The sequence below is a fragment of the Eleftheria terrae genome (assembly GCF_030419005.1).
Classification (GTDB): domain Bacteria; phylum Pseudomonadota; class Gammaproteobacteria; order Burkholderiales; family Burkholderiaceae_C; genus Caldimonas; species Caldimonas terrae.
In genome coordinates this window covers 1,745,785-1,772,146 of the sequence record NZ_CP106951.1, presented here as the reverse complement: position 1 = coordinate 1,772,146, position 26,362 = coordinate 1,745,785, and the positions used below count along the sequence as shown (strand labels likewise).

Sequence of the window (26,362 nt, the reverse complement as noted above, 5' to 3'; positions counted from 1 at the left end):
AAGCCGGCGCGGGGCCGGCTTCAGGGGGCGCTGCGGGGGCCAGCTCAGGCGGCGATGTGGTTCTCGTTGGCCGCCTCCTCGGTGGCCTGCACGGTCACGGCGTCCTCGCCCTCGGCCGCGGCGGCACCGCGATACAGCTCGCAGAACAGCGGCTGGCGCTCCAGCAGCTCTTCCACGCTGCCAACGTCGACCACCCGGCCGGCGGCCATCAGCACCACCTTGTCGAAGTGGGCCAGCAGGCTCATGCGATGCACCGAGGCGACGATGGTCGCGTCGGGGAAGGCCTCCTCCATGCGGTGGTGCACATGCAGCTCGGTCAGCGGGTCCAGCGCGCTGGTGGGCTCGTCCAGCAGGATCATGGAGCTGTCGCGGGCTGCCAGCACGCCGCGGGCGAGGGCCAGGCGCTGGCGCTGCCCGCCGGACAGATTGAAGCCGCGCTCTGAAATGGCGGTGTCGAGGCCGTGGGGCAGCCGCTCGAGCACCGCGTCGAAGGCGCTCACGTGCACGGCCTGTTCCACCGCCGATTCCGGCGTGGGCATGTCGAAGGTGATGTTCTCGCGAACGCTGGCCTCGAAGATCTCGGCTTCCTGCGGGATCAGGGTCGTGATGCCACCCAAGTGGCGCAGCCCCAGCTGCGCGACACCGTCCACCTCATAGTGGCCGTGCTGGGCGTCGTACAGCCCGGCCAGCACCCGCAGCAGGGTGCTCTTGCCGGCGCCGCTCGGGCCCACCAAGGCCACGCGCTCGCCGCGCTGCAGGGTGAACGACAGGTGGTTCAGGCCGCCCCGCTCGGCATCGCCGCCGGCATGGTGGTAGCTGATATCGGCCAGCGAGATGCGCTCCCAGCTGTCGGCGATCTCCGGGCCGCTGTGGCTGCGCTCGGGTGCTTCCCAGATGGGGGTGGAGGCGGCGAAGTTGGTGCGGATGCGGGCGAAGTTCTGGTAGTTCGATGCGAGCGAGGACACGACCCCGCCGGCCTGGTTCGCATACTGGTAGATCATGAAGAGGCTGCCCAGCAGCAAGGTCGAGCCGGCGCCTGCCACCTGCCAGGCGAAGCTCACCACCAGGCCCCAGGTCAGGATCACGGTGAGCAGGTCGACCGCACACCACTTGAACTCGGTGAGCACGATGGTCCGCTTCAGCGGCACGAACAGGGCCATCAGCCGCTTGTCCAGCAGGCGCTGCGAGGCACCTTGCAGGCGCAGGCTCATCACGGTGGAGATGTTGCCGATGAAGTCGAGCAGGCCCGCTGCATAGCGGCGGCCGGCCTGGTTTTCCTGCGCCGCGAGGCGCATCAGGGCCTGGTCGAAGCGCACGATCACCAGGCCGACGAGGATGTACCCGACGACGGCCACCGAGCCGGTCATCTGCGACAGCATGGTCAGCGCAATCAGCGGGCCGAGCAGGTTGACGGCGTTCTGCAGGTAGATGAACTGGTTCTGGGCGAAATCGAACAAGGCATGGCTGGCCTGGTCCACCCGGTGCTGCACATCGCCTGAATGGTGTTTGTCATGCCAGGCCAGCGGCACGCGGGTGAGCTTGCCGTACAGGGCGTCCGACACGCCGCGGCGCACACGCACGCCGACCGAGCGCTCCAGCACCCGGCCAGGCCCGTGCAGGCACCAAGCGCCAATGTAGACGCCGACGATGGCGGCAATCCACCAGGCGGCGCGGGTCAGGCCGGCCATGCCGCCGGTCTGGATGCTGTTGATGGCCTGGGCGGCCAGCCACGGCAGGCTGAGCTTGATGAGCTGCGAGCTGACCAGCAGCGACATGGCCATCGTCCAGCGCAGCCGGACGCCGGCAGCGTAGTGCCAGACACGGCGGTACAACTCGGCGACGCCGGTGGATTCGTGGGCAGCGGGATGGCTCATTGCGGTTCGCGTTCGAGAATGCCTTTGACGATGCTTGGCACTGTAGGCATCGCTGCTCGAGCGCAACAGTCGGGGGTGGGCCAGACAAGTTGTCGGAAGTTGCCTGACAGACAGTGAGGCCGGACCCCGTGCCGGCCTGCGGCGCGACTGCCGCTTTTGAGCACCGGCGCGGCTTGCCGGCCGGCAGGCGCTTGCCGCTAGCTGCTCGCGTCGCGCGGGTCGCCGATGTAGAGGCCCAGCAGCCGCAGCCGCCGCACCCTGCGGCAGGCGCTGCGCAAGCCCAGCAGCAGGGGCACCGCGATCAGGGCGCCTGCCATGCCCCACATCCAGCCCCAGACCATGACGGACAGGAACACGAACACCGGGTTCAGCCGCAGCCGCCGTCCCATCAGCCACGGCCCGAGGAAATTGCTCTCGATCGCGTTGAGCACCAGGAACGCCAGCGCCGGCGCGAGCATCTGGCTGGCGGTGGAAAAGCTGCTGATCCCCGCCAGCAGCAGCAGCAAGGTGGTGATCACCGGACCGATGTAGAACACGAAATGAAGTGCTGCAGCCAGCGCGCCCCACATCACCGGATTGGGCAGGCCCAGGGCATGCAGCGCCAGGCCAGTGGCCACGCCCAGCCCGATGTTGAGCAGTGTCAACGTGGTCAGGAAGCGGCCAATGTCGCGCTGCGCTTCGGCCAGCCCGGACAGCACCAGCAAGCGGGTGCGCCGCTGGGGCAGGGCCTGCAGCGTGCAGGTGACCAGCCACTGCTCGCTCACGAGCATGAAGTACAGCAGGATGGTGGTCGCCGCCGCCGAGATGGTGAAGTACCCGGTCTCACTCACCAGCACGCGCGTCAGCGCCATGCCTTCGCTGCGCAATTGTTCACGCAAGGCGGCGCTGTCGGGGGTGGCAACGAGGGCGCGGCCCGGCAGGGCGGCGCGGAGCCGGTCAAAGGCGTCCATCAACTGCTGCAGGTTCGACGGCGCCCGCTCCCACCACGCCGCGGCGGGCGTGATCAAGGTGCTTCCGAACAGCAGCAGGGTGCCGAGCAGCGCCAGCAGTACCATGCCGGCGCCCAGCGACGGCGGAATGCCGCGCCGCTGCAGCCCGCGCACCGGTGGCGCCAGCACGAAGGTGAAGAGCACCGCCACCGTCACCGGCAAAGCCACCGTCTTGGCGGCCTTGAGCAGGAAGATGGCGGCAATGGCCAGCAACGCCAAGCCGACCCAGCCCGGCACCCCCGCCGGGGGCGGCGGTGCCGGTGGCTGCGGCGACGCTGGCAGGCGGCCAGTCACCGCGGTTCGATCTGGCCTTGCTCGTCGGAGAACAGCAGTTCGACGCGCCGGTTCAGCTGCCGGCCGGCAGCGGTCTCGTTATTGGCGACGGGATAGGCTTCACCGCGCGGCTGCACGTCGATGCGGTCGGGTGAGACGCCGCGAGCCGTCAGCACCCGCTGCACCGCCTCGGCGCGTTGGCGCGAGAGCTCGAGGTTGGTGGCCTCGCTGCCGGTGCTGTCGGTAAAGCCTTCGATCAACAGGCGCCGCTCCGGATGCGTTCTCAACACTTCGGCCACCCGCTCCAGCGTGCGCTCTGCGCCGGGCTTCAGGCTCGCCTGGCCGACGTCGAACAGCACGTCCTGCAGGGTCACCACCATGCCGCGCTCGGTGTTGCGGGCCGACAGCTGCTGCAGTTCCTGCTCCAGCTGGCGGGCCCGCTGCGATTCGGATTGCGCCTGTTGCTGGGCGCTGTCGGCACGTGCTTGAGCGACCTGCGCCTCGACGCCCCGGGCGTCGGCCCGCACGCGCTCGCGCTCGGCACTGGCCTGCTGAACCCGGGCTTCCGCCTCGCGCTGAGCGCCGGTTTCCATGGCCACCACGGTGAGCTGCTTCGCCAGGTAGGCCAGGTGATTGGTCTCGGCAGTGTCCTGCTTGTCGTTCCACGCCGCGTCGGCACGGTTGAGGGCTTGGCGGGCGCGGTCGAGCTCCACCTGCGCCCCCTGTGCGACGGCCGGGCTGCTCGCGGTACGTCCGTAGAGCTGGCGTGCTTCTTCAAGGGCCGCGTTGGGCTGGGTCGGCGCGCTCGCGCAGCCGGCCAGCAGGCCGGCGGCCAGGGCCAGCAGGGTCAGCGATGGCGTGTGCTTCATGGCATGCTCCTTCGGGTTTTTCTCAAGAGGCGGGACGGGCATTGGGCCGTGCCATTTCTTCGCGCAGCATGCGGATGCTTTGCTCGATCTCGCCGACCGCCTTGCGCGACTTCTCGGCGTTGGCCTTCGCTGTGGCAGTGCGTGCGTCCACCTCGGCCTGTTCGGCAAGGCGGCGCGCGGTCATGGCGTCTTCGGCGCGCAGCGCGTTCTTCGCGCCGTCCAGCTTCTGCCGCGCCTGGTTCAACTCGACCGGCGCGTACTGGGTGGCGCCGGCACTCACCGCGGCATCGACGGCAGCCTGGGATACCGCCATCTGCTCGTTGGGCACCGGTGTCTTGCTGGCACAGCCGGCCAGCGCCAGCGCCGCGGCGGCAGCCAGCGGCGCTGCCACGCGCCAAGGGGTCTGGGGAGAGAACATCATGCAGGTCTCCTTCGGACTGACGGGTTGAGACGCAAAGGAGTCAGCATCTTTTGTTCCTGAGGCCGCCGGCTGCGCGCCGAGCGCCAAGCCGCCCGCTCCCTGCCACAATGCGCGCCCATGGCCGATCTCTTCTCCGCCACTGCCGCTGCTGCCGGCACCCCGGTCCCGCTCGCCGAACGGCTGCGGCCGCGCACGCTCGACCAGGTCATCGGCCAGCAGCACCTGCTGGGTCCGGGCAAGCCGCTGCGGGCGGCGTTCGAGTCCGGGCAACCCCATTCGATGATCCTGTGGGGCCCGCCCGGCGTCGGCAAGACCACGCTTGCCCGGCTGATGGCCGACGCCTTCGACGCGCAGTTCATCCAGATCTCGGCGGTGCTCGGCGGCGTGAAGGACATCCGCGAGGCGGTGGAGCAGGCCCAGGTGGCGCGCAGCATGGGCCGCCACACCATCGTCTTCGTTGACGAGGTGCACCGGTTCAACAAGTCGCAGCAGGACGCCTTCCTGCCGCACGTGGAGTCGGGGCTGTTCACCTTCATCGGGGCCACCACCGAGAATCCGTCCTTCGAGGTCAACTCGGCGCTGCTGTCCCGCGCGACCGTGCATGTGCTGCAGGCCATCGGGCCCGAGGACTTGCAGGCGCTGCTGGAGAAGGCCCGCGACCTGCTCGGCGCGCCCGGCCTGACCGAAGCAGCGCGTGACCGGCTGATCGGCTATGCGGACGGCGATGCCCGGCGCCTGCTCAACACTTATGAGAACCTGGTGCGCATGAGTGGCCCGCAAGGGCTGCTCGAAATCGACGAGGCGATGCTCGAGCGCTCGCTGGGCGAGCAGCTGCGTCGCTACGACAAGGGCGGCGAGCAGTTCTACGACACCATTTCGGCCTTGCACAAGTCGGTGCGGGGCTCCGACCCGGATGCAGCGCTCTACTGGTTCGTGCGCATGGTCGACGGCGGTGTCGATGCTCGCTATATCTCGCGTCGCCTGATCCGCATGGCGGCGGAGGACATCGGCCTGGCCGACCCGCGCGCCCTGCGCATGACCCTGGACGCCGCCGAAACCTACGAACGGCTCGGCTCACCCGAGGGCGAGCTGGCCCTGGCGCAGGCGGTGGTCTATCTTGCGGTGGCACCCAAGTCGAATGCGGTCTACACCGCCTACAAGGCAGTACGGGCCTTTGTGAAGCAGGATGGCACCCGACCGGTGCCCTTGCACCTTCGTAACGCCCCGACACAACTGATGAAGAACCTGGGGTACTCGCAGGGCTACCGCTACGCGCATGACGAGGAAGGCGGCTTCGCCGCGGGCGAGCGCTACTTCCCCGACGGGGTGGAGGACGCGGTCTTCTACCACCCCGTACCTCGGGGGCTCGAAATCCGCATTGGAGAAAAACTCGAAGAATTGCGCCAAAAGAATGAAGAATCGCGCAAAAAACGATGATCTTTTTGGGCCGTCGTTCAATTGACAGTCTCTGAAGGGTAAACCCCGAACTTTTCACCAAGTCGCGCGTGGCTACAATCCGCGCCAATTTGGGGCCACAGAGGGGGCCGGTGTCCGCTGCTGGCCGCGGTTGGGGGGAGGCGCGATGCTGAATCCTGCCGACGTCCAGGTGCTTAGGCGGGCCCGGTTTTTGCTCCAAGCCGACATTTACTTTTCCTCGGAGACCGACGGATGGACATCTTTCTCCAACAGATCATCAATGGTCTGGTGCTGGGCAGCATGTATGCGCTCGTGGCACTCGGCTACACGATGGTCTACGGCATCATCAGCCTGATCAACTTCGCGCACGGCGAGGTGCTGATGGTGGGCGCCCTGACCAGCTGGACGGTGGTCAGCTTCCTGCAGGAGGCGACGCCCGGCATGCCGGGCTGGGCGATGATGTTGATCTCGCTGTTGTGCGCGATCGTCGTCTGCTCGGCGCTGAACTTCGCCATCGAGAAGATCGCCTACCGGCCGCTGCGCAATGCGCCACGCCTGGCGCCGCTGATCACCGCGATCGGCATGTCCATCCTGCTCCAGACGCTCGCCATGATCCTCTGGAAGCCCAATCCCAAGCCCTACCCGCTGCTGCTGCCGACCGAGGTGGTGCCTGTGATGGGCGCCGTGATCACGGTCACCCAGCTGCTGATCCTGGCCACCACCGGCGTGCTGCTGATCGGCCTGTTGTGGCTGGTCAACAAGACCAAGCTGGGCCGGGCCATGCGTGCCACCGCGGAAAACCCGCGCGTGGCCAGCCTGATGGGCGTGCGGCCTGACATGGTGATCTCCGCCACCTTCATCATCGGTGCCGCCCTGGCGGCGGTGGCCGGCGTGATGTGGGCGGCCAACTACGGCACCGTGCAGCACTCCATGGGCTTCCTGCCGGGCCTGAAGGCCTTCACGGCGGCAGTGTTCGGCGGCATCGGCAACCTCACCGGCGCGATGGTCGGCGGCGTGCTGCTGGGCCTCATCGAAGCGATCGGCTCCGGCTACCTCGGCGAGCTCACCGGCGGCGTGCTGGGCAGCCACTACGCCGACATCTTTGCCTTCGTTGTCCTGATCCTGGTGCTGACCCTGCGTCCCTCGGGTCTGCTCGGCGAGCGCGTGGCGGATCGCGCCTGACCGCCTGGAGACATTGCCATGCTGCAAAAAAACAAGCTGCTTTCCTTCGTGCTGATCGGCGCGCTGCTGTTCATCCTGCCGCACGTCGCGCTGCACTTCGGCCAGGGCTGGGTGCGCATCATCGACCTGGCGCTGCTGTACGTGATGCTCGCGCTCGGCCTGAACATCGTGGTGGGCTATGCCGGCCTGCTCGACCTCGGCTACGTGGCCTTCTATGCGGTGGGGGCCTACCTCTTCGCGCTGATGGCCTCCCCGCACCTGTTCGAGACCTTCCCGGCCATCGCCGCCATGTTCCCGAACGGCCTGCACACGCCGATCTGGCTGATCGTCCCGCTGGCCGCCGGCGTGGCCGCCCTGGCCGGCGTGCTGCTCGGCACCCCGGTGCTGCGGCTGCGTGGCGACTACCTCGCCATCGTGACGCTCGGCTTCGGCGAGATCATCCGGGTGTTCATGAACAACCTGGAGTACCCGGTCAACATCACCAACGGTCCGCGCGGCCTGAGCGGCATCGACTCGATGCGCTTCTTCGGCTTCGACTTCGGCTCGCCGCTGATGATCGGCGACTACCGCCTGCCGCCGGTGGTGCTGTACTACTACCTGTTCATGGCGCTGGTGCTGCTGTCCATCGTGATCTGCCACAACCTGCAGAACTCGCGCATCGGCCGCGCCTGGATGGCCATCCGCGAAGACGACACCGCCGCCAAGGCGATGGGCATCAACGTGCGCAACATGAAGCTGCTGGCCTTCGGCATGGGCGCCACCTTCGGCGGCGTCTCGGGCTCGATGTTCGCGGCCTTCCAGGGCTTCATCTCGCCCGAGTCCTTCAGCCTGATGGAGTCGGTGATGATCGTCGCGATGGTGGTGCTGGGCGGCCTCGGCCACCTGCCGGGTGTGGTGCTGGGCGCGTTGCTGCTGGCCGCGCTGCCGGAAGTGCTGCGCTACGTCGCCGGCCCCCTGCAGCAAATGACCGACGGCCGGCTCGACGCCGCCATCCTGCGCCAGCTGCTGATCGCGCTGGCCATGATCATCGTGATGCTCCTGCGGCCGCGCGGCTTGTGGCCCGCGCCTGAGCATGGCAAGGCGGCCCCCCAGCCGGCCGTGAAGTGAGGGAGCACAGAAGATGAGCAACGACAACATCGTCCTGAAGGTCGCCGGCGTCTCCAAGCGCTTCGGCGGGTTGCAAGCCCTGTCGGATGTCGGCATCCAGATCGGCCGCGGCCAGGTGTACGGCCTGATCGGCCCGAACGGCGCCGGCAAGACCACCTTCTTCAATGTGATCACCGGCCTCTACGTGCCCGATTCGGGCGTGTTCGAGCTGGAAGGCAAGGCCTACAAGCCGTCGGCGGTGCATGAAGTGGCCAAGGCCGGCATCGCGCGGACCTTCCAGAACATCCGCCTGTTCGCCGACATGACGGCGGTCGAGAACGTGATGGTCGGCCGCCATGTCCGCACCGGCTCTGGCCTGGTCGGCGCGGTGTTCCGCACCAAAGCCTTCAAGGAAGAGGAGCAGCGCATCCGCGAGCGGGCGCTGCAGCTGCTGGACTACGTGGGCATCGGCAAGTACGCCGACTTCAAGGCCCGCACGCTGAGCTATGGCGACCAGCGCCGCTTGGAGATCGCCCGCGCCCTGGCCACCGAGCCCAAGCTGATTGCGCTCGACGAGCCGGCGGCCGGCATGAACGCCACCGAGAAGGTGGTGCTGCGTGAACTGATCGACCGCATCCGCAAGGACGGCCGCACCATCCTGCTGATCGAGCACGACGTGAAGCTGGTGATGGGCCTGTGCGACCGCGTCACGGTGCTCGACTACGGCAAGCAGATCGCCGAAGGCACGCCTTACGACGTGCAGCGCAACGAGAAGGTGATCGAGGCCTACCTCGGCGCCGGACACGCCGCCCACTGAGCTCGCCCCTGATACGAAAGCGTTCGAAGATGACCCAGACCATCCTCAAGATCAGCGGCCTGAAGGTCGCCTACGGCGGCATCCAGGCCGTCAAGGGCGTGTCGCTCGAAGTCAAGCAAGGCGAACTCGTCAGCCTGATCGGCGCCAACGGCGCTGGCAAGACCACCACGCTGAAGGCCATCACCGGCACCCAGCCCATCGCCAGCGGCTCGGTCGAGTACCTGGGCCAGCCCTGCACCGGCAAGGGCGCCTGGGACCTGGTGAAGCAAGGCCTGGTGATGGTGCCTGAAGGCCGCGGTACCTTCACCCGCATGACCATCACCGAGAACCTGCTGATGGGCGCCTTCACCCGCAAGGACAAGAAGGAGATCGACGCCGACATCGAGAAGGTGTTCGAGCTGTTCCCCCGCCTGAAGGAGCGCCGCAACCAGCTGGCCGGCACCATGTCGGGCGGCGAGCAGCAGATGCTGGCCATGGGCCGCGCGCTGCTGGCCCGTCCCAAGCTGCTGCTGCTGGACGAGCCCTCGATGGGCCTGTCGCCGATCATGGTCGACAAGATCTTCGAGGTCGTGAACGACATCCACAAGCAGGGCGTCACCGTGCTGCTGGTCGAGCAGAACGCCAGCCGTGCGCTGGCCCTGGCCAACCGTGGCTACGTGATGGAGTCCGGCGAGGTCACGATGGACGGCCCGGCCGACCAGCTGCTGAACGATCCGCGCGTGCGGGCCGCCTACCTCGGCGAGTGACCGCGCCCGAGTGGCCCTCCCGCCGCCGACGGCCGCCTTGGGCGGCCGTTTTTCATGGCCGGAGGTGCGGCCCGGCTACACGGGTGAGGCCGGTGCGCGGGCCCTTGCCCGACGTCGAAAGGGCTGCCGTGATGGCCGGCGCTTCCCCAATGAGGTGATGGCCTGCCCTCGCCGATGCGCCACCGGCATCGGTGGGCAACGCTGCCGAGCCGAGCCGAGCCGAGCCGAGCGGGGCCGGCGGCTGGCCCTGGCTGGCGAAGCCAGCCGCCTCCGTGCATCGAGCCCGGTCGCTGCATTCCTTCAGCGGCCGCTGCGGCTCTGCCGGCGTCACTCGATCTTGGCGCCGCTGCGCTGCACCACGCCGCGGTACTTGGCCAGTTCCGACTTCACCAGCTCGCCGAACTGCTGCGGCGAGGTGGGCGCCGGCTCGGCCATGAAGCTGGCGAAGCGCGTCTTGACCTCCGGCAGCTGCAGCACCGTGACAAAGGCCTTGTTGAGCTGGGCGACCGTCTCGGGCGGCGTCTTCGCGGGTGCGAACAGGCCGAACCAGGTGTCCACCGCAAAGCCGGGCAGGCCGGCTTCGGCCACCGTCGGCAGCTCGGGCATGGCCGGGCTGCGCTGGTCGGTAGTGACCGCCAGCGCCTTGAGCTTGCCTGAGCGGATGTTGGCGGCGGCCGAGGCGAGGTTGTCGAAGTTCAGGTCCACCTGGCCCGACAGCAGCCCGAGCTGCGCCGGCGCGGCGCCTGCATAAGGGATGTGCACCATGCTGACCTTGCCGAGGCTCTTGAACATCTCACCGGCGAGGTGGCCGGCGCTGCCGTTGCCCCCCGAGCCGTAGTTCAGCTTGCCGGGGTTCTTCCGGGCGTAGGCCAGCAGGTCCTGCAGGCTGTTGATCTTGAGCCGGGTGGCGCTTTCGGCATTCAGCACCAGCACATTCGGCACGCGGGCCACCAGGGTGATGGGCGCGAAGTCGCGGATCGGGTCGTAGGGGACGTGGGCGTACAGCCAGGGATTGATCGCGTGGGTCGCCACCGCGCCCATGACCAGGGTGTTGCCGTCCGGCGGGGCCTTGGCCACCAGGTCGGCACCCAGGTTGCCGCCGGCGCCCGGGCGGTTCTCGACAATCACCGTGCCGAGCTGCTCGCGCGCCCGCTCGGCAAGCACCCGCGCAATGGCATCGAGCGGGCCGCCGGCAGGGTAGGGCACCACCAGCTTCACGATGCGGTTCTGTGCACGCAGGAGGGAAGGCGTGCACAGTCCGGCGGCCAGCGCGGCCTGTGTCTGCAGCCAGAGGCGTCGATTCATGGGCTACTGCTCAGTGATGGCGTCGAGGCCGACAAGAGCGGGCGCGGCAAAAGCGGTGCACCCGGGGGAGGGGGGCTGTCCGGGCCGCGGCAGCGACCGCAGGTGGCGGCCGCCGTGCGGCGGGGGTCTCAATGCTTATCCGCTTCAGAGGTGAAGGAATCGGCGTAGAACTCGGCTTCCGGCAGCCCGCAACGCGCGACGAAATCGCGCTGCGCCGACTCTACCATCACGGGGGCGCCACAGGCGTAGACCTGGTGCCCCGAGAGATCGGGCAGGTCCTGCATGACCTTCTGGTGCACGAAGCCGACGCTGCCGGACCACTCGTCTTCCGGCCGTGGCTCGGACAGCACCGGCACGTAGCGCAGGCTGGGCAGCGCCTCGCAGGCCTGCAAGGCCCAGTCGTGCAGATAGAGGTCCTGGCGGCTGCGGCAACCCCAGTACAGCACCGCGGGGCGGGTGATGCCCTTGAACTGCATGTGCTCGATGATGGCCTTGATGGGCGCGAAGCCAGTGCCCGAGGCCAGCAGCACGATGGGCTTGTCGCTGTCCTCGCGCAGGAAGAAGCTGCCGAAGGGGCCCTCCATGCGCAGGATGTCCTTCTCCTTCATCGCACCGAAGACATGGTCGGTGAACTTGCCGCCGACCATGTGGCGGATGTGCAGCTCGATGCCGGGCTTCTCGGCCTGCAGGTGCGGCGCATTGGCCATCGAGTAGCTGCGGCGCGCGCCGTCGCGCAGGATGAATTCGATGTACTGTCCGGCGTGGTACTGCAGCCGGTCGTTGGCCGGCAGCTGCAGCTTGAGCAGCGCGACGTCGGCGGCGGCCTTCTCGATGGCGCTGACCCGGCAGGGCATCTTCTTGACCGGGAACTGCCCGGCGCCGACGACCTCGCGCGACTCGATGACGATGTCGGTCTGCGGGGTGCCGCAGCAGGTGAGGGTGTAGCCGGCTTCTTCCTCGGCCGGCGACATGGCCTTGACCTGGTGGGCGCCGTGCAGCACGCGCCCTTCGAGCAGGCGGCTCTTGCAGGAACCGCAGGCGCCGTCCTTGCAGCCATACGGCAGGCCGACGCCCTCGCGGATGGCGGCGGCGAGGATGGTCTCGTCGCGCTGCACCTCGAACTTGTGGCCGCTGGGCTGCACGGTCACGGTGAATGTCATGGGAGGACCTCTTAAACTGTGCCGCCCGTGATTGTGCCCGGGTTCTGGAAGCCTGCTCGCCCTTGTTCCCACTTCTTGCCATGCCCGCCTTCGTCGCTGCCCCTTCGCCCGCCCGTCCCCGCCTGCTGATCGTCGGTTGCGGCGACGTCGGCCAGCGGGTCCTGAAGCTGCTGGCAGCGCGCTGGCGGGTCTATGCACTGACCTCCCGGGCCGAGGCCATGCCCGCCCTGCGCGCGCTGGGCGCGGTGCCGCTGCTCGGCAACCTCGACGACCCGGCCACGCTGGGCCGCCTGGGCGGCCTGGCCGATGCGGTGCTGCACCTGGCGCCGCCGCCCGGCCAGGGGGACGAGGATCCGCGCACCGCGGCGCTGCTGCAGGCGCTGGCCCGCAAGGGGCGGGTGCGGCGCCTGGTCTACGGCAGCACCACCGGCGTCTATGGCGACGCCGGCGGGCAGCGCTTCGACGAGACCCGCGCGGTGTCGCCGGCCTCGGACCGCAGCCGGCGGCGCGTCGATGCCGAGCGGCGCCTGCGCGCCTTCGGACGTGCCCGCGGGGTGTGCGTGACGGTGCTGCGCATTCCCGGCATCTATGCCGGCGACCGCCCCGGCGGCCACCCGCGCGAGCGCCTTGCGCGCGGCACGCCGGTGCTGAGCCCGGACGACGACGTCTACACCAACCACATCCATGCCGACGACCTGGCACGGGCCTGCGTCGCCGCCTTGTTCCGCGGTCGGCCACAGCGCGTCGTGCATGCGAGCGACGACACCGAGCTGAAGATGGGCGACTACTTCGACCTGGCGGCCGACCTCTGCGGCCTGCCGCGCCCGCCGCGTGTCTCACGTGCCGAGGCGGCGGGGCAGCTCGCACCGATGTCGCTGTCCTTCATGAGCGAGTCGCGCCGACTGGAGAACCGGCGGCTGAAGCAGGAGTTGCGGCTGCGCCTGCGCTACCCGCGGGTGCATGACGGCTTGCTGGCCTGAGGCGCCGGCGCTTTCGCCGTGGCTGTGCGCCCGCCGGGGAGGGGCCACCACCCGGTCGACCCGCGACGACCGTCGAGGGCGGTGGCCAGCGCAAACACGGTCGCGGTGCGGAGCGCCCACTGATCACGTCACCGCCATGCGAGAAACAACATGACTGCGCAACTCCCCGACCTCTTCGCGCTGGATGGCGACATCCATCATCTTGCCGGTGCCCGCGGCCATGGCTTGTTCGGTCCCGAGGACCATGGGTTTGCACCGAGTTGCACCACCACGTGCTGCTGGCGAGGGTATGTCGCCACCTATACGGTTCTGGAGGGACGGCTGGTTCTCGATCGGTTGAGGATCAACAACGGCAGCTGGCAGGGCCGAGAGTATCGCTGCTCGCCGCCGCCCGCATTTGGCGGGCGTGCCCCGATTCCGCAGGAGCCCGGGTCGGTGAAATTCGATCTGCAGTACGCCGGCATCGCGCTTCCGGTCGCCTTCACCGGCGGGATCTTGATTGCCAGAGGTTTCATTGCCGACCTGCAGGTGCATATGGGGTTCCAGCCCGCCTGGAAATACCGGCAAGTGAGTGAACTCATCTTCGACGACGGGGCGCTCGTGTCGCGGATGGATGTTTCGGACAAGGTCGGAGCGGATCGCGAGCGGATCCTGCAGGAGGCCGGTCGGCCTGCCGACGCGGAGCACGGGCCGATCTAGCGGAAGCCGACCGCCGCCTGGCTGCTTCCTGTCCTGACGTCGGGCGGCGGGCGGTGCCGATGCGCTTCCAGGCTGGCCGCCCGATCGAGGGTGGGCGCCCCGCGGCATGTGTCGCGCGCGGCGGGCGTGGGCCCGGCTCAGATCCCCACCGACCGGCGCAGCGTCTTCATGCGGTCCACTGTGTGCGCCTTCTTGCTTTGCACGCTGGCGCCGCGACCGATCTCCAGCGTCACTTCTCGCTCGGGCTGGGCATGGTCCCAGAGCTTCTTGTAGAAGGTCTCCAGGCTGTCGATCGGCAAGCCGTCGAGCTTCAGGATCAGGTCGCCCGGCTGCACGCCGGCCTGCTCCGCCGGGCTGTCGGCATTGACGCGGACCACCCGCACCAGGCCTTGCTGCTCGATGCAGTTGACGCCGAGCCACGCCCGCGTGCTTCGCGCCGAGGCGCCGCGGCTGCGCATCTCGGCCAGCACCGGCTTGAGCAGGTCGACCGGCACGAACATGTTGCCGGGCTCGGCCACGCCGGGCTTGCTGGCCTCCATCACGATCAGCGAGCCGATGCCCACCAGCTCGCCCTGGCGGTTGAAGAGCCCGGCGCCGCTGTGGTCCAACCGCGGCGGCACGGTGAAGAGGGCGTCCTCGATGTGGTATTCCCAGTAGCCCGAGAACGGCCGGCGCGAGACCACCTGGGCAAGCGACATCTCCGCCTCGCTGCCGCCGCTGACCACGACATAGGGCTGGCTCTCGTCAACCCCCGAAGACGCGCCCAGCCGTGCCGGCGCAATGCCCAGGGGCAGCACCGATTGCAGCAGGCCGAAGCCGGTGGCCGGGTCGTAGGCCACCACCCGGGCCGGATAGGCCTTGCCGGCAGTGGTGACCAGTTCGACCCGCTCGGCCTCGACAATGAGATAGCCGATGGTGAGGACCGTGCCGTCGCTGCCGATCACCACGCCAGAGCCCACGCGAACCGGGCCCAGGCTGTCGGTGCTGCGCGCCTGCGGCGTGGCCACCGCGCGCACGCCGACCACCGAGCCGGCTGCCTGGCGTAGCACACGCGCTTGTTGCTGGACGGCAGCCTCGTCCGGCTCGTCTTCGGCCGATGCAGCCGATGCAGCCGATGCAGCCGATGCAGCCGATGCAGCCGATGCAGCCGATGCAGCCGATGCGCCGGCCGGCGGGGTGCCCGCCACGGCCGGAGCGCCGCAGGCTGTCAGCAAGACGAGCAGCCGGAGCGGCCGGACAACACGCGAGAGCCAAGACGCACGCGATACAGCCATGGTGCACCCCACTGTGGACAAGAGCGGATCGCCACAGCATCGCGCTTTCGCCATCCCTGTGCTCAAAGCAGGGGCATGGCGGGCGGGCGCCGCTCAGTGCAGGCGGCGGCGCTTCTTGAAGGGGGGCTGGCCGCGCCAGTAGCGAATCATCAGGAAGCCCCCCAGCATGCCGCCCAGGTGCGCGAAGTGACCGATGCCGGAGTGGCCGTGGTAGGCACCGAGGAACAGCTCGATCGCGCCGAACACGAAGACGAAGACCTTCATCTTCATCGGGATGGGAGGGAAGAGCGGCATGATGGTGCGGTTGGGGAAGTACATCGCACAGGCCAGCAGGATCGCGAAGAGGCCGCCTGACGCTCCCATGGACACCGACCTGCCGCCGACCACCACGGTGAACAGGACCTGCACCACTGCCGCGCTCAGCAGGCCGGCGGTGTAGAACTGCAGGAAGCGCTTGCTGCCCCACATCCGCTCCAGCTCGACGCCGAACATCCACAAGCCGAGCATGTTCAGGAACAGGTGCAGGGCGTTGCTGTGCAGAAAGGCGTGGGTGACGACCTGCCAGGGCATGAACTGGCCGCTGTTCAGCGACCACAGTCCGAACCAGAGGGTGAGCCAGCCGCCGGTGACCACATCGAGGCAGTAGGCGGCGACATTGACCAGGAGCAGGGCTTTGATGACGGGAGGCAGAGGAGGCATCGTGACGGCCGTGCGGCGAAGGAGAGGAAGCGCCCCATCATAGCGGCCCCCCCTCCGAGGCGCTGGCAGGGGGCAGGGCCGGTCGCGCCGACGCCCCGTCGTGGCAGCATGCGGGCATTGCCGGTCCATGCACTTCCCGGGAGGCTCCATGCTCGACATCATCCTGCGCCACTGCACCCTGCCCGACGGCCGGCTCGATCAAGACATCGGCATCCAGGCCGGACGCATCGTGGCGGTGCAGCCGGCGCTGCCGGCCCAGGCCGGCCGCGAGATCGACGCCGCCGGCCAGCTGGTGAGCCCGCCGTTCGTGGATGCGCATTTCCATATGGACTCCACGCTCAGCTACGGCCTGCCGCGCGTGAACGCGAGCGGCACGCTGCTGGAGGGCATTGCACTGTGGGGTGAACTCAAGCCCTTGCTGACGCAGGAAGCGCTGGTGCAGCGGGCGCTCGCCTACTGCGACTGGGCGGTGGCCAAGGGGCTGCTCGCCATCCGTTCCCATGTGGATGTCTGCGATCCGCGTCTGCTGGCGGTCGAGGCCTTGCTGCATGTCCGTGAGCGCGTGCGCCCCTACCTGGACCTGCAGCTGGTGGCCTTTCCGCAGGACGGCCTGCTGCGTTCGCCGCACGGGCTCGCGCAGGTCCAGCGGGCGCTCGACATGGGGGTGGACGTGGTGGGCGGCATCCCGCACTTCGAGCGCACCATGGCCGAGGGCGCCGAATCCGTGCGCCTGCTGTGCGAGCTGGCGGCCGAGCGCGGCCTGCCGGTCGATATGCATTGCGACGAATCGGACGACCCGCTGTCACGCCATATCGAAACCCTGGCCTTCCACACCCAGCGCCTGGGCCTGCAGGGCCGGGTGGCGGGCTCCCACCTGACGTCGATGCATTCGATGGACAACTACTACGTGTCCAAGCTGCTGCCGCTGATGCGCGAGGCGGGGGTGGCGGCCATCGCCAACCCCTTGATCAACATCACGCTGCAAGGCCGACACGACCATTACCCCCGACGCCGTGGCATGACGCGGGTGCCGGAGCTGCTTGCTGCCGGGGTGACGGTGGCCTTCGGCCACGATTGCGTGATGGATCCCTGGTACAGCCTGGGCAGCGCCGACATGCTGGAGGTCGCGCACATGGGCTTGCATGTTGCCCAGATGACGGGGCAGGACGGCATGCGGCACTGCTTCGACGCAGTGACCGAAGCACCGGCCCGCGTGCTCGGCCTGCCCGGCTACGGCCTGGCGCCCGGCTGCCGCGCCGATCTGGTGCTGCTGCAGGCGCGCGACCCGTTCGAGGCCTTGCGCCTGCGCGCCACCCGGCTGATGGTGATGCGCGGCGGTGAGGTCCTGGCCACCACGCCTGCCGCCGTTGCCAGCCTGAGCTTGCCAGGGCGGCCCGCCAGCACCAGCTGGCAGCCTGCGGCCGTCGCCGGCGGCAGCGCGGACGTGCGGCTCACGACGGCGGGCCCGGTGGCGACGCGCTGACTCGGGCGCGCGGGCGGCCGGCGAGGGGTGGGCGCACGAGGGGTGGGCGCACGAGGGGTGGGCGCACGAGGGGTGGGCGCACGAGGGGTGGGCGCACGAGGGGTGGGCGCACGAGGGGTGGTGTTGTCGTACAACATCGGCATTACTTGTCGCCACGAGGTCCCCTTTTATCGCCGCCCAGGGGCGGAGTGGCGCACGGCTTGACGCCGTCCCGCGTCATGGATCATCATTGTTGTACGACAACACCGTGTCGCCCTTCTCACTCTCCCAGCCCCGCAAGGACGGTCATGCAGCAGCGCGCGCCGGCATCCCCTCTCTATCTCAAGATGCACGAGGCGGACAACGTGGCCATCGTCGCGAACGACGGCGGCTTGCCCGCAGGAACGGTCTTTCCCGATGGCCTGGTGCTGCGCGAGGCGATACCGCAGGCCCACAAGCTGGCGCTGGTGGACCTGCCGGCCGGCAGCGAGGTGCGCCGCTACAACGTCACCATCGGTCACGCGCTGCGTGACATTGCTGCCGGCAGCTGGGTGCACGAACGCCTGTTGCGCATGCCCGAAGCCTGCGGCCTGGACGACTTGCCGATGGCCAGTGCCCGGCCGGCCCCCTTGCCACCACTCCACGGCTACGCTTTCGAGGGCTATCGCAATGCGGACGGGTCGGTGGGCACGCGCAACCTGCTCGCCATCACCACCACGGTGCAGTGCGTGGCGGGGGTGGTGGAGGCGGCGGTGCGCCGCATCCGGGACGAACTGCTGCCCCAGTTCCCGCATGTGGACGGGGTGGTGGCACTGGAGCATGGCTATGGCTGCGGGGTGGCCATCGACGCGCCCGATGCCGAAGTGCCGATCCGCACGCTGCGCCACCTGAGCCAGAACCCGAACTTCGGCGGCGAGCTGATGGTGGTGAGCCTCGGTTGCGAGAAGCTGCAGCCACAACGCCTGTTGCCGCCCGGCAGCTTGCCGATCCGGGACGAGCGCGCGGCGCCTGGCGATGCAGCCGCTGCAGGGCTGGAGGTCGTGTGCCTGCAGGACAGGCAGCATGACGGCTTCCTCGGCATGGTCGAGGCCATCCTCGGCCAGGCTCGGGTGCATCTGTTGCGCCTTGACCGCCGGCGGCGCGAGCCTTGTCCGGCTTCCGAACTGGTGGTGGGGGTGCAGTGCGGCGGTAGCGACGCCTTCTCGGGCGTGACCGCCAATCCGGCCGTCGGCTTCGCAGCCGACCTGCTGGTGCGCGCCGGCGCGACGGTGATGTTCTCCGAGGTGACCGAGGTGCGCGATGGCATCGCCCAGCTCACTGCCCGGGCGGCCGATGCGGAAGTGGCCGCCGCCATGGTGCGCGAGATGGCCTGGTACGACCGCTACCTGCAGCGGGGCCAGGTCGATCGCAGTGCCAACACGACGCCCGGCAACAAGCAGGGTGGCTTGTCCAACATCGTCGAGAAGGCGATGGGCTCCATCGTCAAGTCCGGCCGTGCGCCCATCTCCGGCGTACTGGCGCCCGGCGAGAAGCTGGGCGGCCGCAAGGGCCTGATCTATGCCGCGACGCCGGCCAGCGATTTCATCTGCGGCACGCTGCAGCTGGCCGCCGGCATGAACCTGCATGTTTTCACCACCGGCCGGGGCACCCCCTACGGACTGGCCGAGGTGCCGGTGATCAAGGTGGCCACCCGCAGCGACCTGGCACGGCGCTGGCACGACCTGATGGATATCGACGCCGGCCGCATCGCCACCGGCGAGGCGAGCATCGAGGATGTCGGCTGGGAGCTGTTCCACCTGATGCTGGAGGTGGCGAGCGGGCGCCGGAAAACCTGGGCCGAGCACTGGAAACTGCACAACGCGCTGGTGTTGTTCAATCCGGCGCCGGTGACCTGAGGGCCGGCTGTCGCCCAGGCGCAGGGTCCGGCGTGTGCCGGGGCGCCTCGGCGGACCGGCGGGTGCTCAGGGTGCTTGCGCTGTGCTGCGGGCTGCGGCGGTCGCCGGGTGTCAGCGGCCGACGTCGGCCGAGTAGGCCATTGCGAAGCGCCACCCCTTGGCCTGCAGCGCGAGCTCCAGCTGCCGACGCCCGCCGTCGGGCGGGGCAGTCGTCCACCCTTGGATGGGCGCCGATGTGCTGCTTCATCGGCACGTCCTCCAGGCCGATGCCTCGGCCAGGGCTGGCCATCACAACGCGCCAGCTGAAGGCGGTAGACAGCCTGCCGCTTGGTCGTGACAGGGCTTGGTGACGACGATCGGGAAATGGGTCGGCTTGGAGACAGTCGGCAGGCCGCCTGCCAGCACCGCCGCACGGAAGTCGTTCCAGTGGGCCTGGGCCTGCGCGCCGGTTTCAGCCGGTGCCGCCGGCACGGCATTTATTGCGAGACCGTCAGCAGGTCCCCGGCTTGAATCGAGGACAACGAGCGAGTGATGGAGGGCACGACGCCGCGCTGACCGGCTCAGGAGAAGAACGAGCGGGGCAGGGCGACGATGCATGTCGACCAACCGGCGCCTCGTGGCGCTGGCTCTTGCGAACAACTGCGGCGGAACAACTGCGGGAATGCGGCGGAAACGGTGAGTGCTTCCTGACCATGCTGGTGGTGCCCAGAGTCGGACTCGAACCGACACGCCATCGCTGGCGAGGGATTTTGAGTCCCTTGCGTCTACCTATTTCGCCATCTGGGCAGAAGGGGGTGAAGAACTTCACCCCGCGTGCGAGCCGCCGATTATGTCATAGCCTCGGGCGAGGCCGGGGCAAGCCTGAGACAATCGGCGCAGGAGAACGCTCATGCCTGTGTACAAGACGATCGAAGACACCATCGGCCGCACGCCGCTCGTGAAACTGCAACGCCTGCCGGGGGCCGACAATGAGCGCCGCGGCAATGTTGTCCTGGGCAAGCTGGAAGGCAACAATCCGGCAGGCTCGGTGAAAGACAGGCCGGCCATCAGCATGATCCGCCGGGCCGAGGAGCGGGGCGAGATCAAGCCGGGCGACACGCTGATCGAGGCAACCTCGGGCAACACCGGCATTGCGCTGGCCATGGCGGCGGCCGTCCGCGGCTACCGCATGCTCCTGATCATGCCGGAAGACCTCAGCGTGGAGCGCGCCCAGACCATGAAGGCGTTCGGTGCCGAGCTGATGCTCACGCCCAAGGCCGGCGGCATGGAATACGCGCGCGACCTGGCAGAGCAGATGCAGCGCGACGGCAAGGGCCGCGTGCTCGACCAGTTCGCCAATGCCGACAACCCGCGGGTTCACTACGAGACCACCGGGCCGGAATTGTGGGAAGAGACCGAGGGCCGCATCACCCACTTCGTCAGTGCGATGGGAACAACCGGCACCATCACCGGCGTCTCCCGCTTTCTGAAGGAGAAGAACCCGCAGGTGCGTGTCATTGGTGCACAGCCCAGCGAAGGCTCGCGCATTCCCGGCATCCGCAAATGGCCCGAAGCCTACCTGCCGAAGATCTACGACCCGAGCCAAGTCGATGAGCTGGTGCATGTGAGCCAGGCCGATGCAGAGGACATGGCACGCCGCCTCGCCGCGGAGGAGGGCATCTTTGCCGGCATCTCCGCCGCGGGTGCCTGCTGGGCCGCCCTGCAGCTGGCCCGGCAGGTCGAGAACGCGACCATCGTGTTCGTGGTCTGCGACCGCGGCGACCGCTACCTGTCGACCGGCGTCTTCCCGGCCTGATCTCCGGCCCGCTCCCGGCCCGGCTCCCCGGCCCGCGCTGCAGATGGATGCGAGGGTGCGCCGCCGTCCAGGGTGGCCTGCACCTGCCACAGCGGGTGGCCGGAGGCGGCGTACTTCAGCTCGAAGGGCGTCAGCGCGGTGCCCTCGGCCACCAGGGGGCGCAACGCGGCAACCTGGCCCGCCTGCCGCAGCGCCAGCGCGAACTCTTGCGCATACAGCTGCCAGTTGGTGCGCAGCTCCAGCTGCCCGCCGAGGGCCAGCAACTCGCGCCAGCGCGGATGGCCATGCCAGCGTCGCTGCAGGTGTTCGGCTTTCGGCCAGGGGTTGGGGTAGAGCAGGTAATGGTGGGCCAGCGTGACCCCGCGCTCCGCCAGCAGGGCCCACAGGTCGGTCGTGTCGGCACGCAGCAGCAGCGCATTCGCGGGCAGGGTGTCGGCCAGCTTGCGTCGGCCGCGCTCCAGGCGCTCGGCCGACTGGTCGATGCCGATCACCAGGGCGGCGGGGTGTCGCCGGGCCAGCACCGCGGTGCTTTCGCCGGTACCGCAGGCGCTGTCCAGCACCAGCGGGCAGCGGCCGTCCCAGCGCTGCGCCAGCCGTTCGAAGGCTTGCTGGCTGTAGCCGGCCACCGGCCGCAGGAAGCGGCTGCCCAGATGACGGGCCACCACCTGCGCCAGGCGGGGATGCGGGCCGGGCTGGTTGCTGGTGACACAGCGAGAGGCGGCGTGCCGAGGTGACAGCGCCGGCGGCGCGGACTCGTTAGCATGCGAAGTTCTCGACACAACATGAAAGTGCATGGTGAAGGACTTCAGATTCTGCCCCTGTTGTGCCACGGCCTTGCAGACGCAACATGACGGCGAGCGCGACCGGTTGCGCTGCCCGGCCTGCGACTTCACCCACTGGAACAACCCGACGCCGGTGCTGGCGGCCATCATTGAGCTGTCGGACCGTGACAACCAGATTCTGCTGGCCCGCAATGCCGCCTGGCCGGGTCGCATGTTTGCCCTGATCACCGGCTTCATGGAAGCGGGCGAAAGCCCGGAAGACGGCATCCGGCGGGAGATCGCCGAGGAAACCTCGCTGTCGGTGTCCTCGCTGACCCTGCACGGGGTCTGCGACTTCCAGCGCATGAACCAGGTGATCATCGCCTATCACGCGGTGGCGCACGGCGAGATCGTGCTGTCGCCCGAGCTGGCCGAATACCGGCTGTTCACCCCGCACACCGTGCGGTGCTGGCCGGGCAGCACCGGGCTCTTGCTGGCGCAGTGGCTGCGCGCCCGCGGTCATGAGCCGCAATGGATGGAATGGCCCAAGCCCTAGAATGGCAGCTTCAAGGACACACGCGCATGGACATCCACAAGGAACTCGACACCCGCGGGCTCAATTGCCCGCTGCCCATCCTCAAGGCCAAGAAGGCGCTGGCCGAAATGCACAGCGGCGAGTTGCTGCGGGTGGTGTCGACCGACCCGGGTTCTCTGCGCGACTTCCAGGCTTTTGCGAAGCAGACGGGCAATGAGCTGATGGACCAGCAGACGCAGGACAAGGAGTTCATCCACGTCCTGCGCCGCCGCTGAAGAGAGGCGCCCGCGCGGGCTTCTCCAGCACCGCGCTCCAGGCGAAAAAAAAGCGGCGCCCGGGCGCCGCTTTGTCGTGAAGCGCCTGACGGCGCTCGGTGTCACAGGTCCAGGTTCTGCAGGTATTCGCGGAAGCCGGGGCCCAGTTGCGGGTGAGCCAGGGCCAGTTCGACCGAGGCTTGCAGGAAGCCTTCCTTGCTACCGCAATCATAACGAGTGCCTTCATAGCGATAGGCAAACACCTTCTCCCGACGCAGCAGGCCGGCGATGCCGTCCGTCAGCTGGATCTCGCCACCCACGCCCTTGGGTTGGCGGCGGATCTCGTCGAAGATGCCCGAGGTCAGGATGTAGCGGCCTGCCACGCCCAGGCGCGAGGGCGCGACTTCCGGAGCCGGCTTCTCGACGATCTGCTGGATGTCGACCAGGCGGTCGTTGACCGCAATGCCGTCGACGATGCCGTAGCGGCGGGTGTGCTCGGGCGGCACTTCCTGCACGGCGACGATGGTGGCCTTCCAGTCGGCGAACTGGTTGACCATCTGCTTCATCACCGGGGGACGGCCCACCATCAGGTCGTCGGCCAGGATCACGGCGAAGGGGTGGCCGTTGACCAGGGTCTCGGCGCACAGCACCGCATGGCCCAGGCCCAGCATCTTCGGCTGGCGCACGAACACGCATTCCATGTCGTCCGGCTTGATGGACTGCAGGATGCGCAGCATCTCGTGCTTGCCGGCCGCTTCGAGCTCGGTTTCCAGTTCGTAGGCCATGTCGAAGTGGTCTTCGATCGGGCGCTTGGTGCGACCGGTCACGAAGATCATTTCGCGGATACCGGCTTCATAAGCCTCTTCCACGGCGTACTGGATCAGCGGCTTGTCGACCACCGGCAGCATCTCTTTGGGCTGCGCCTTGGTGGCGGGGAGGAAGCGGGTGCCGAGGCCAGCGACGGGAAAGACGGCTTTAGTGACGTGCATGTGTATTTTCCTCCTGAAATATCGAGTGGCAGACCGTACTGCAAGCTTCAAGCCAGCCTGGAGATCTGATCACGCACCTTTTGGAGCGTAACAGTGAATTCTTGCAGCCGTACTTTTTCCTGTTCCACCACGTTAGCGGGTGCACGTGCCACAAAACTTTCGTTACTAAGTTTCCCTTGGGCCTTGGCGATCTCGGCTTCCAGGCGTTTGATTTCCTTGCCCAGGCGCTCGCGTTCGGCGGCCGCGTCGATCTCGACGTGCAGCGCCAGACGCACCGCGCCCTGCACCGCCACCGGCGCCTGGGCGGTGGCTTGCGCGAAGGCCGCCTCGTCGTCGAAGACCTTCACTTCGCTCACCTTGGCCAGCGTCTGCAGCAGCGCCGCCGCCTGCGTCACGAAAGCCGCGTCGCCGACGGTGTAGAGCGGCACCCGCTCGGCCGGCGACAGGCCCATTTCGCTGCGCAGGGTGCGGCTGGCTCCGACCAGGGCCTTGAGCTGCTCGACCCAGGCGTCGGCCTTCGGGTCGATGCGCTCCAGCTGGGCCTGCGGATAGGGGGCAAGCATGATGGAATCGTCAGCGTCGGCCGCCTTGCGGCCGGCCACCGGCGCGACCTTCTGCCACAGCTCCTCGGTGATGAAGGGGGTGATGGGGTGCAGCAGGCGCAACACCGTTTCGAGCACCCGGATGAGGGTGCGGCGGGTGGCGCGCTGCTGGGCCTCGTTGCCATTGGCGATCTGCACCTTGGCGATTTCGAGGTACCAGTCGCAGTACTGGTCCCAGACGAACTGGTAGATGGCGTTGGCGACGTTGTCGAGCCGGTACTCGGCAAAGCCCTGTTCCACCGCGTGCTCCACGCGCTGCAGCTCGCCGGTGATCCAGCGGTCGGCCTGCGAGAACTCGAGCCAGCCACCCGGGGCGCAGTCGGCCGGGCCGTGCTCGGCCAAGCCGCAGTCCTTGCCCTCGCAGTTCATCAGCACGAAGCGGGTGGCGTTCCAGAGCTTGTTGCAGAAGTTGCGGTAGCCCTCGCAGCGCTTGGAGTCGAAGTTGATGTTGCGGCCCAGGCTGGCCAGCGCCGCGAAGGTGAAGCGCAGGGCGTCGGCGCCGTAGCCCGGGATGCCCTCGGGGAATTCCTTCTTGGTGGCCTCACGCACCTTCGAGGCGGTCTCGGGGCGGCGCAGGCCGGTGCTGCGCTTCTCCAGCAGCGGCTCCAGCCCAATGCCGTCGATCAGGTCGACCGGGTCGAGCACGTTGCCTTCGGACTTGCTCATCTTCTTGCCCTGCGCGTCGCGCACCAGGCCGTGGATGTAGACGTCGCGGAAAGGCACCTGGCCGGTGAAGTGCACCGTCATCATGATCATCCGGGCGACCCAGAAGAAGATGATGTCGAAGCCGGTGACGAGCACCGAGGAGGGCAGGAAGAGGTCCATCTCCTTGGTCTGCTGGGGCCAGCCCAGCGACGAGAAGGGCACCAGCGCAGAGGAGAACCAGGTGTCGAGCACGTCCTCGTCGCGGCGCAGCTCGCCGTCGTAGCCGGCGGCGCGGGCCTGGGCGCGCGCCTCGTCCTCGCTGCGGGCGACGAACAGCTGGCCGTCGTTGCCGTACCAGGCCGGGATCTGGTGGCCCCACCAGAGCTGGCGCGAGATGCACCAGTCCTGGATGTTGTTCATCCACTGGTTGTAGGTGTTGGTCCACTGCTCGGGCACGAAGCGCACGCGGCCGTCCTGCACCACCTCGATGGCTTCCTCGGCGATCGACTTGCCGTTGGCGCCCGGCTTGCTCACGGCGACGAACCACTGGTCGGTCAGCATCGGCTCGATGACCTGGCCGGTGCGCTCGCAGCGCGGCACCATCAGCTTGTGCTTCTTGACGTCGACCAGGAAGCCCTGGGCCTGCAGGTCGGCCACCACCTGCTTGCGGGCCTCGAAGCGGTCCAGGCCACGGTAGGCGGCGGGGGCTTCGTCGTTGATCTTGGCGTCCAGCGTCAGCACGCAGATCATCGGCAGGCGATGGCGCTGGCCCACCGCATAGTCGTTGGTGTCGTGGGCCGGCGTGACCTTGACGACGCCGGTGCCGAATTCGCGGTCGACATACGGGTCGGCAATGACCGGGATGGTGCGGCTGCACAGCGGCAGCACCACCTCGCGGCCGACCAGCGCGCTGTAGCGCTCATCCTCCGGATGCACCATGAGCGCGACGTCGCCCAGCATGGTTTCCGGCCGGGTGGTGGCCACCACCAGTTCGCCCGAGCCGTCGGCCAGCGGGTAGCGGATGTGCCACAGCGAGCCTTCCTCTTCCTCGCTGGTGACTTCCAGGTCGCTGACCGCCGACTTCAGCACCGGGTCCCAGTTGACCAGCCGCTTGCCGCGGTAGATCAGGCCTTCCTCGAACAGGCGCACGAAGGTGTCGGTGACGACGGGCGAGAGCTTCTCGTCCATCGTGAAGTACTCGTGCTGCCACGACACCGAGTCGCCCATGCGGCGCATCTGCTGGGTGATGGTGGAGCCCGACTGCTGCTTCCATTCCCAGACCTGGGCCACGAAGTTCTTGCGGCCCAGCTCGTAGCGCGACTGCCCACGTGCCTGCAGCTGGCGCTCCACCACGATCTGCGTGGCAATGCCGGCATGGTCGGTGCCCGGCACCCAGAGCGTGTTGAAGCCCCGCATGCGGTGGTAGCGCGTCAGCGAGTCCATCACCGTCTGGTTGAACGCATGCCCCATGTGCAGGGTGCCGGTCACGTTGGGCGGCGGCAGCTGGATGCTGAACGACGGCCGGGTCTCGTCCAGCGTCGGGGCATACAGGCCGCGGCGCTCCCATTCGGGGCCCCATTTGGCTTCGATGGCTTTCGGTTCGAATGACTTGGGCGTTTCGGACATGGTGCCGT

23 protein-coding genes and 1 tRNA gene are annotated in these 26,362 nt (G+C 68.4%); 12 read left to right on the top strand and 12 right to left on the bottom strand.

Annotated elements, in window-relative coordinates; all coding sequences use genetic code 11:
* Positions 1-44: 44 nt before the first annotated feature.
* The 4 genes from N7L95_RS07820 to N7L95_RS07805 form a co-directional block, all read right to left on the bottom strand.
* Entirely contained in the window at positions 45-1,874 is a 1,830-nt protein-coding gene (locus tag N7L95_RS07820) for an ABC transporter ATP-binding protein (protein ID WP_301259259.1), read from the bottom strand.
* A 197-nt stretch (positions 1,875-2,071) separates the two neighbouring features.
* Positions 2,072-3,157 carry an AI-2E family transporter gene (locus N7L95_RS07815; protein WP_301259258.1) on the bottom strand — a complete coding sequence of 362 codons (1,086 nt, stop codon included), beginning with the start codon at positions 3,155-3,157 and terminating at the stop codon, positions 2,072-2,074.
* The gene (locus N7L95_RS07810) at positions 3,154-4,005 is read right to left on the bottom strand and encodes an OmpA family protein (RefSeq protein ID WP_301259257.1); all 852 of its coding nucleotides are present in this window, start codon (positions 4,003-4,005) and stop codon (positions 3,154-3,156) included. Before N7L95_RS07810 ends, N7L95_RS07815 begins: the two co-directional genes overlap by 4 nt.
* 22 nt (positions 4,006-4,027) lie before the next feature.
* Positions 4,028-4,426 (bottom strand): DUF4398 domain-containing protein, encoded by a 399-nt coding sequence (locus tag N7L95_RS07805; RefSeq protein WP_301259256.1) that lies wholly within the window; start codon positions 4,424-4,426, stop codon positions 4,028-4,030.
* Between the two features lie 117 nt (positions 4,427-4,543).
* Here N7L95_RS07805 and N7L95_RS07800 point away from each other — a divergent pair, with 117 nt between their 5' ends.
* From N7L95_RS07800 to N7L95_RS07780, 5 genes are all read left to right on the top strand, one after another.
* On the top strand, positions 4,544-5,863 hold the full coding sequence (locus N7L95_RS07800) for a replication-associated recombination protein A (protein ID WP_301259255.1): 1,320 nt from the start codon (positions 4,544-4,546) through the stop codon (positions 5,861-5,863).
* Positions 5,864-6,094: 231 nt separating this feature from the next.
* Positions 6,095-7,024, top strand: a complete 930-nt coding sequence (locus N7L95_RS07795; protein WP_301259254.1) for a branched-chain amino acid ABC transporter permease — start codon at positions 6,095-6,097, stop codon at positions 7,022-7,024.
* A gap of 18 nt (positions 7,025-7,042) precedes the next feature.
* Positions 7,043-8,131, top strand: a complete 1,089-nt coding sequence (locus N7L95_RS07790; RefSeq protein WP_435870068.1) for a branched-chain amino acid ABC transporter permease — start codon at positions 7,043-7,045, stop codon at positions 8,129-8,131.
* 13 nt (positions 8,132-8,144) lie between these two features.
* Complete coding sequence (locus N7L95_RS07785; RefSeq protein WP_301259253.1) at positions 8,145-8,927, top strand: ABC transporter ATP-binding protein; 783 nt, start codon at positions 8,145-8,147, stop codon at positions 8,925-8,927.
* A gap of 29 nt (positions 8,928-8,956) precedes the next feature.
* On the top strand, positions 8,957-9,673 hold the full coding sequence (locus N7L95_RS07780; RefSeq protein ID WP_301259252.1) for an ABC transporter ATP-binding protein: 717 nt from the start codon (positions 8,957-8,959) through the stop codon (positions 9,671-9,673).
* 327 nt (positions 9,674-10,000) lie between these two features.
* Here N7L95_RS07780 and N7L95_RS07775 read toward each other — a convergent pair whose 3' ends face one another.
* Together N7L95_RS07775 and N7L95_RS07770 are read right to left on the bottom strand one after the other, a co-directional pair.
* Positions 10,001-10,978, bottom strand: coding sequence for a Bug family tripartite tricarboxylate transporter substrate binding protein (locus tag N7L95_RS07775; protein ID WP_301259251.1), 978 nt, complete (start codon positions 10,976-10,978; stop codon positions 10,001-10,003).
* A gap of 128 nt (positions 10,979-11,106) precedes the next feature.
* Entirely contained in the window at positions 11,107-12,138 is a 1,032-nt protein-coding gene (locus N7L95_RS07770) for a CDP-6-deoxy-delta-3,4-glucoseen reductase (protein ID WP_301259250.1), read from the bottom strand.
* Between the two features lie 80 nt (positions 12,139-12,218).
* Here N7L95_RS07770 and N7L95_RS07765 point away from each other — a divergent pair, with 80 nt between their 5' ends.
* Positions 12,219-13,118, top strand: coding sequence for an SDR family oxidoreductase (locus N7L95_RS07765; RefSeq protein WP_301260093.1), 900 nt, complete (start codon positions 12,219-12,221; stop codon positions 13,116-13,118).
* Between the two features lie 150 nt (positions 13,119-13,268).
* Positions 13,269-13,817, top strand: a complete 549-nt coding sequence (locus N7L95_RS07760; protein ID WP_301259249.1) for a hypothetical protein — start codon at positions 13,269-13,271, stop codon at positions 13,815-13,817.
* 137 nt (positions 13,818-13,954) lie between these two features.
* On the opposite strand, the gene N7L95_RS07755 is transcribed toward N7L95_RS07760, so the two are convergent.
* Both N7L95_RS07755 and N7L95_RS07750 read right to left on the bottom strand, forming a co-directional pair.
* Positions 13,955-14,866, bottom strand: a complete 912-nt coding sequence (locus N7L95_RS07755; protein ID WP_301259248.1) for a S1C family serine protease — start codon at positions 14,864-14,866, stop codon at positions 13,955-13,957.
* A 318-nt stretch (positions 14,867-15,184) separates the two neighbouring features.
* Positions 15,185-15,790 carry a rhomboid family intramembrane serine protease gene (locus N7L95_RS07750; protein ID WP_301259247.1) on the bottom strand — a complete coding sequence of 202 codons (606 nt, stop codon included), beginning with the start codon at positions 15,788-15,790 and terminating at the stop codon, positions 15,185-15,187.
* A 148-nt stretch (positions 15,791-15,938) separates the two neighbouring features.
* Between N7L95_RS07750 and N7L95_RS07745 the strand changes: the two genes are divergently transcribed.
* Both N7L95_RS07745 and garD read left to right on the top strand, forming a co-directional pair.
* Complete coding sequence (locus N7L95_RS07745; protein WP_301259246.1) at positions 15,939-17,273, top strand: amidohydrolase family protein; 1,335 nt, start codon at positions 15,939-15,941, stop codon at positions 17,271-17,273.
* 287 nt (positions 17,274-17,560) lie between these two features.
* On the top strand, positions 17,561-19,147 hold the full coding sequence (garD, locus tag N7L95_RS07740; RefSeq protein WP_301259245.1) for a galactarate dehydratase: 1,587 nt from the start codon (positions 17,561-17,563) through the stop codon (positions 19,145-19,147).
* A 699-nt stretch (positions 19,148-19,846) separates the two neighbouring features.
* Here garD and N7L95_RS07735 read toward each other — a convergent pair.
* A tRNA-Leu gene (locus tag N7L95_RS07735) sits at positions 19,847-19,933 on the bottom strand.
* Positions 19,934-20,036: 103 nt separating this feature from the next.
* Here N7L95_RS07735 and cysM point away from each other — a divergent pair.
* Positions 20,037-20,942 (top strand): cysteine synthase CysM, encoded by a 906-nt coding sequence (cysM, locus tag N7L95_RS07730; RefSeq protein ID WP_301259244.1) that lies wholly within the window; start codon positions 20,037-20,039, stop codon positions 20,940-20,942.
* Here cysM and trmB read toward each other — a convergent pair.
* Positions 20,912-21,604, bottom strand: coding sequence for a tRNA (guanine(46)-N(7))-methyltransferase TrmB (gene trmB / locus N7L95_RS07725; protein WP_301259243.1), 693 nt, complete (start codon positions 21,602-21,604; stop codon positions 20,912-20,914). The two genes, cysM and trmB, sit on opposite strands and share 31 nt — an antisense overlap.
* Positions 21,605-21,734: 130 nt before the next feature.
* Between trmB and N7L95_RS07720 the strand changes: the two genes are divergently transcribed.
* Together N7L95_RS07720 and N7L95_RS07715 are read left to right on the top strand one after the other, a co-directional pair.
* Positions 21,735-22,259, top strand: coding sequence for an NUDIX domain-containing protein (locus tag N7L95_RS07720; protein WP_301259242.1), 525 nt, complete (start codon positions 21,735-21,737; stop codon positions 22,257-22,259).
* A 26-nt stretch (positions 22,260-22,285) separates the two neighbouring features.
* Positions 22,286-22,513, top strand: coding sequence for a sulfurtransferase TusA family protein (locus N7L95_RS07715; protein WP_301259241.1), 228 nt, complete (start codon positions 22,286-22,288; stop codon positions 22,511-22,513).
* 101 nt (positions 22,514-22,614) lie between these two features.
* Here the strand turns inward: N7L95_RS07715 and galU are convergent, their stop codons facing one another.
* Positions 22,615-23,481, bottom strand: coding sequence for a UTP--glucose-1-phosphate uridylyltransferase GalU (galU, locus tag N7L95_RS07710; protein WP_301259240.1), 867 nt, complete (start codon positions 23,479-23,481; stop codon positions 22,615-22,617).
* Positions 23,482-23,528: 47 nt separating this feature from the next.
* Positions 23,529-26,354 (bottom strand): valine--tRNA ligase, encoded by a 2,826-nt coding sequence (locus tag N7L95_RS07705; RefSeq protein ID WP_301259239.1) that lies wholly within the window; start codon positions 26,352-26,354, stop codon positions 23,529-23,531.
* Positions 26,355-26,362: the final 8 nt, after the last annotated feature.

Bases quoted from the DNA above. Each gene is read 5' to 3' on its own strand.
- N7L95_RS07820 (WP_301259259.1), bottom strand. From the start codon at position 1,874: ATGAGCCATCCCGCTGCCCACGAATCCACCGGCGTCGCCGAGTTGTAC.
- N7L95_RS07810 (WP_301259257.1), bottom strand. From the start codon at position 4,005: ATGAAGCACACGCCATCGCTGACCCTGCTGGCCCTGGCCGCCGGCCTG.
- N7L95_RS07805 (WP_301259256.1), bottom strand. From the start codon at position 4,426: ATGATGTTCTCTCCCCAGACCCCTTGGCGCGTGGCAGCGCCGCTGGCT.
- N7L95_RS07800 (WP_301259255.1), top strand. From the start codon at position 4,544: ATGGCCGATCTCTTCTCCGCCACTGCCGCTGCTGCCGGCACCCCGGTC.
- N7L95_RS07795 (WP_301259254.1), top strand. From the start codon at position 6,095: ATGGACATCTTTCTCCAACAGATCATCAATGGTCTGGTGCTGGGCAGC.
- N7L95_RS07790 (WP_435870068.1), top strand. From the start codon at position 7,043: ATGCTGCAAAAAAACAAGCTGCTTTCCTTCGTGCTGATCGGCGCGCTG.
- N7L95_RS07785 (WP_301259253.1), top strand. From the start codon at position 8,145: ATGAGCAACGACAACATCGTCCTGAAGGTCGCCGGCGTCTCCAAGCGC.
- N7L95_RS07780 (WP_301259252.1), top strand. From the start codon at position 8,957: ATGACCCAGACCATCCTCAAGATCAGCGGCCTGAAGGTCGCCTACGGC.
- N7L95_RS07775 (WP_301259251.1), bottom strand. From the start codon at position 10,978: ATGAATCGACGCCTCTGGCTGCAGACACAGGCCGCGCTGGCCGCCGGA.
- N7L95_RS07770 (WP_301259250.1), bottom strand. From the start codon at position 12,138: ATGACATTCACCGTGACCGTGCAGCCCAGCGGCCACAAGTTCGAGGTG.
- N7L95_RS07765 (WP_301260093.1), top strand. From the start codon at position 12,219: ATGCCCGCCTTCGTCGCTGCCCCTTCGCCCGCCCGTCCCCGCCTGCTG.
- N7L95_RS07760 (WP_301259249.1), top strand. From the start codon at position 13,269: ATGACTGCGCAACTCCCCGACCTCTTCGCGCTGGATGGCGACATCCAT.
- N7L95_RS07750 (WP_301259247.1), bottom strand. From the start codon at position 15,790: ATGCCTCCTCTGCCTCCCGTCATCAAAGCCCTGCTCCTGGTCAATGTC.
- N7L95_RS07745 (WP_301259246.1), top strand. From the start codon at position 15,939: ATGCTCGACATCATCCTGCGCCACTGCACCCTGCCCGACGGCCGGCTC.
- garD (WP_301259245.1), top strand. From the start codon at position 17,561: ATGCAGCAGCGCGCGCCGGCATCCCCTCTCTATCTCAAGATGCACGAG.
- cysM (WP_301259244.1), top strand. From the start codon at position 20,037: ATGCCTGTGTACAAGACGATCGAAGACACCATCGGCCGCACGCCGCTC.
- N7L95_RS07720 (WP_301259242.1), top strand. From the start codon at position 21,735: ATGGTGAAGGACTTCAGATTCTGCCCCTGTTGTGCCACGGCCTTGCAG.
- N7L95_RS07715 (WP_301259241.1), top strand. From the start codon at position 22,286: ATGGACATCCACAAGGAACTCGACACCCGCGGGCTCAATTGCCCGCTG.
- galU (WP_301259240.1), bottom strand. From the start codon at position 23,481: ATGCACGTCACTAAAGCCGTCTTTCCCGTCGCTGGCCTCGGCACCCGC.
- N7L95_RS07705 (WP_301259239.1), bottom strand. From the start codon at position 26,354: ATGTCCGAAACGCCCAAGTCATTCGAACCGAAAGCCATCGAAGCCAAA.